The following is a 4,508-nucleotide window of genomic DNA, read 5'->3' on the forward strand; positions in this document are numbered from 1 at the left end:
CCGTAATCATACCAGTTCAACCCAAAATCATCCTGGTACTCTTTGCCGTTGTAGAGGTAGCGGTTTTGGTAGGTATCATTCTCTATGGGCAGGGCAAAACTCTGGGAAGGGATGGCCATGCCGAAGGGGTAATAATGTGTTGCCTGGGCTTTGATGATGGTGGTGCCGTCCGTCATTGGGGGTTGAAGCTTTTTGTTGAGACAAATATAAGGAAAGAATGGGTTTTAATATTTCTTTTTTTCTCGCCTTACTTTTGCCTTGACGCAAAAGTAACAAAAGGTCAAGGCTTCGCAGGTTGCCCGACAAAACTGCGGTCTCTTCGCTGAAAGATTTGAAGGCCATGCAAAAATCTTTCTACATTTTTTCCTGGCTTTTGTGGGTGCATGGCAGCAAATCTTTTTAACCGCTCCGTTCCTTGTTTTGTTACCGGGAAACCTGCAAGGCCGGGGGCGTTCTCTTAGGCCTGTTTAGCGGGTTGAATTTTTTATAGAATTTAAATTATCAAACAGGCAGTACATCAGCAATAACCCGGTTGTGTGGGCCATCGATAAATATTTCAACTGTAGCCCGTTGCAGAGACGTGCCTGCACGGCACGTCTCCCATACATCCCTGCCGAAATCCTGTAGAGACGCGCATTCCGGCGCGTCTCTGGAATTATAAAGAAACAATGATTATTGAATTGCTGATTTAATGATAGCCAGAGCAAATTTTGTAATTTTCCTTTTTATATAATTGTTCTTCACTTGACACTCCAAAAAGCAAAAATTAATAATTTTCAGAAGCTCTTTTAGATTCCTCATTAAGGATCAAATTGACATTATGCTTTTCTATATCTGTTAGTAAATGATCTACATTTTCAAAACTAGGATTATACCACATTTGTTGAGAAAAATATTTTCTTAAATCATCTGATTTAAAAATGTATCCATGGTTTGCGAAGATTTCGTTTCTCATTAATCTTAACTCTTTTGCTGAAAACTCTTTCAACATATTTGGATTGAGTTTATAAACAGACAAGGTTGCATACTTTCGCACTGAATTAACTGATAAGTTATCCAAATCTAATGGTTCGGTTACAGAATAGCCAAATCCATTGTAGATGCCACTTAAGGGGTAGTTCAATATTTCAATTATAAGGCTTTTTAATTTCTTTTCCAGATCATAATCTCTCTCAACTACCTCTGAAACTGAGTATATCCTTAATAATTCATTTATACTATTTTTATAGACATCTGCGTGTTTCGAGAAAGGCTCTTCTGAGGATAGCTTTTGAATATGATAGGAAAACCCTCCGATTATGAAATGTTTATCTCCGTGAATATTACCAAATATATAAGCAGAATTTGATTCGATAAATCCAAGTTTCTTTATGTTTTGATCACTTCTCTTAAAAATAAGAAAGCCATCGCATATATTTGGTCTTCTGTTTACTCTAAAAATTAAAAGATTTTTAAACTTGTAGCAGATATCCTTTCCGAAAATATCTAATTCATAATCGCCTTGATCAAACTCAAGGATTTTATTTCCGTTAGTGAAAATCTCGATTGAAGAAAAATATTCAAATTTATCTTTTAAAACAATAGAATCTATTCCATCAACCTGGTAAATAATAACTCCGAATGAGGAAGATAGATCATAATTGTATTTTTCAATTGGTACAATCAACTCATTTTTATAATCTATTTGAGCATTAACTCTTAGAATTAGCCCACAAATCAACAAAGACAAAATTATTTTATTCATATCCAAGCTTGTTTAGTATTTTTATTCTTTTCCAAATTTTCTGGCACTATCATATGTTTCCCAATAAGAACCAATATATCCGAATTCACCGGGATTTTTTCTTCCAGATTGAAAAACTGAAGATGGTAATGAAAGTGTTATGGGGTATTTCCTTTCTTTTCTTTGAGGAGCATTAGCAGTAAATATAAATTCTTCTAAATCTTTTTTTGGTAAATAAATTTTATTATCTTGATTTCCAATATATTTGTAGAAAACTATTGAGAATGGATCAACATCAGAACCCCATCCCCAATTAATAGACTGCCTGTCTGATCTTTGATTGGCTTCCAAACTTTCAGGAACAAATAAAGCTGACTTATCCGATTTAAACAGTTGTCCCCATTTGCCTGCTCTAGCCCCACGGCCTGGCCTTAAAACATTAACATGACCGTGAACTGTACCTTTCTTTGACCCAATAATAAAATAACCTTCATTTGCTTTTTCTTGTAAGCTAATAAAATCCGATTCATTATTTACAATAATTTTTTCCCAATTTCCCGTATCTTCATCCATACGATCAATCATATCATTTGCCTGACCAAGCACCTTATATCCAATTAAAGTTACCATTACATCCTGAACTGCAGTATTGCATGTTAAGCTGCTAATATCTGTATTAGAATAGGCTAAATTTATTGCTTCTCTAAGTTTATTAGGGTCAAATGGAAATAAACCGATTAAATCAATCATCCTAATTGGATTATTTAATGCATAGACATAAGGACTAGCATATTTTAATCTTTCGGTGATAGGGTCAACACTATGCCAGCGTGCTATCTGCGGGTCATAAAACCGTGCCCCGTAATCATGCCAATTCATAATAATAAATCATCATACCATTAAGATGTGACTTAATATTCATAAACATGCAAAAAAAGTTTTTCTTCTTCAAGTGAAATTGTAAAGAACGCAAGATATATATCACTACAATCAATATTTCTTCCAAAAGCACTTCCAAAAGTCTGGCCAACTTCAAACCCTATTGGCACTTCATATTTCTTATCGTTGCAAAAATAAAAAGGCTTGCCGGCAATCTCAATTTTTTTACCCCTTAACGATGTAATCCACTCCCGGTATTCAGAATGGTTTTTAAAACTTAGAGTATCATATGAAAAGTTGAGCTGATCATCAATATGCAATCTTCTTTGAAAGATTTTTGTTTTTTCATCAACAACATATTCTGATGGTCTGGTTTTTTCATCGATGATAAAATCATTCCTTCCGTCAGAAAATACTATTAATTTCTCTCCACGGTCTGAATTCAAGTAATTATTGTTTTGATGACTATCAGGGAAGAAAAAACTATCAACATTTTGCAGATCTAAAGTCAATCTAAAGACTTTATTTCGATGAGTTATTAAATATAACAAGCCATTGAAAAAAGCAATTTCCTGTAAATAAAACTCGAACCTTTCGTTTTCCAATGGGTTGCTTGAAATCATAAAACCACTTTTCAAACATATTTTTTTGATATTTCCATGGACAGGATCACTTAAATAAGCAAAATCACCGACTATTTTAATAGCTTCAATTGAAACTGCTTCGGGAGTAAATATTAAACCCAGAGAGTCTCGGTTTTCACTTGTTAAATTAAAAACCATTTCCCGTTTTAATTTCAACGCTTTAAAAGTTGGGTCTGTAATTTTTGAATCTTGAAAAAAATCTGATAATGGAACTTCTTCTTCCTTTATTATATGCTTTTTGTAAATTATATCGTCAATATCTTTATCCACTTGATTTCTTATATTTGTTTCAGACCCACCGCCTGTGGATCTCTGATTATCACAACCATTAAACAACAATACACCAATTGTAAATGCAATTAATAGTCTCACATTTAAAAAAGGAAAGTATACCCTTATATATATTAGAATTATAACCAAGGTTTCTGAAATGTTTTTTTTCATATTATAAGTTTTATCAAAAAGACCGTGAATCCTACTCATCTTTAATCTTCCCTTCCAAAAGCTCTTGTTCTGTCATAAGTATCCCAATATGAGCCTATGTATCCAAAATCGCCAGGTGCTAAACGGCCTTGTTGAGCTCCCGAATATTTGATTTGCGGTATTGGGGGTTTATTTCTACTGTTTTCTGGACCTTTTGCCGATACTACAACTTCTTCTAAATCCATATTATACAACCTGTCTTCCTCGTCCCATTCCCAGGCCCAAACCCCTCTTAACCAAAAAGCATTTTGTAAATTATCCTTAGATAGGTCATAATAATCTTCTGTGGCACCTTTTGATGATCGTGCATGTATAAACCAAAATCCAATAAGTTTACCATCAACAATATGTGGTTTTGAAACCATCCCAATATGATCATAGATGCCATCTGGTCCTTGCCTTTCGGATCTAGTCGTTTTAAAAGTAACCAAATCACCAGGCAACATACTTTCTCTTCTAATTGGCCTTGACATATTTACTAGTCTTGGCACACCACGCTGCCATTGCCCAATGCCAGATATATTCCTAAAGTCTTCTTTTCCTGCAGCGATCAAACCGGCACCAACCAAAGCAGAGCAGTCCATTGTAGAATAAGGTGTCCCTAATTTACCTCGAACAAATTGTAAGGCTGTGATCCTTTCCTCTTCTGTCAACCCAAATGCATCAATAAATCTCATTGGGTTATTTAAACCATAGCGATATGGAGTAATATGATAATACAACTCCGCCAACGGGTCCACACTATGCCACCGTGCAATCTGCGGGTCATAAAACCGTGC

At 34.7% G+C, this 4,508-nt stretch carries 5 protein-coding genes; 1 reads left to right on the forward strand and 4 read right to left on the reverse strand.

Annotated elements, in window-relative coordinates; translation table 11 throughout:
- Positions 1-326 (forward strand): hypothetical protein (locus tag EA412_00460; protein TVR84271.1); only part of this gene is annotated, 326 nt, incomplete at its 5' end.
- Between the two features lie 440 nt (positions 327-766).
- On the opposite strand, the gene EA412_00465 is transcribed toward EA412_00460, so the two are convergent.
- Genes EA412_00465 through EA412_00480 form a run of 4 tightly spaced genes read right to left on the reverse strand, consistent with a single transcriptional unit; the run spans position 767 to position 4,469 of the window.
- Complete coding sequence (locus EA412_00465) at positions 767-1,744, reverse strand: YARHG domain-containing protein (protein ID TVR84272.1); 978 nt, start codon at positions 1,742-1,744, stop codon at positions 767-769.
- Between the two features lie 21 nt (positions 1,745-1,765).
- Positions 1,766-2,602 carry a hypothetical protein gene (locus tag EA412_00470; protein TVR84273.1) on the reverse strand — a complete coding sequence of 279 codons (837 nt, stop codon included), beginning with the start codon at positions 2,600-2,602 and terminating at the stop codon, positions 1,766-1,768.
- Between the two features lie 32 nt (positions 2,603-2,634).
- On the reverse strand, positions 2,635-3,729 hold the full coding sequence (locus EA412_00475; protein ID TVR84274.1) for a hypothetical protein: 1,095 nt from the start codon (positions 3,727-3,729) through the stop codon (positions 2,635-2,637).
- 2 nt (positions 3,730-3,731) lie between these two features.
- Positions 3,732-4,469, reverse strand: a complete 738-nt coding sequence (locus EA412_00480) for a hypothetical protein (protein ID TVR84275.1) — start codon at positions 4,467-4,469, stop codon at positions 3,732-3,734.
- Positions 4,470-4,508 lie beyond the last annotated feature (39 nt).

This window comes from Chitinophagaceae bacterium (genome assembly GCA_007695095.1).
In the GTDB taxonomy this organism is placed as follows: Bacteria; Bacteroidota; Bacteroidia; order Chitinophagales; family REEL01; genus REEL01.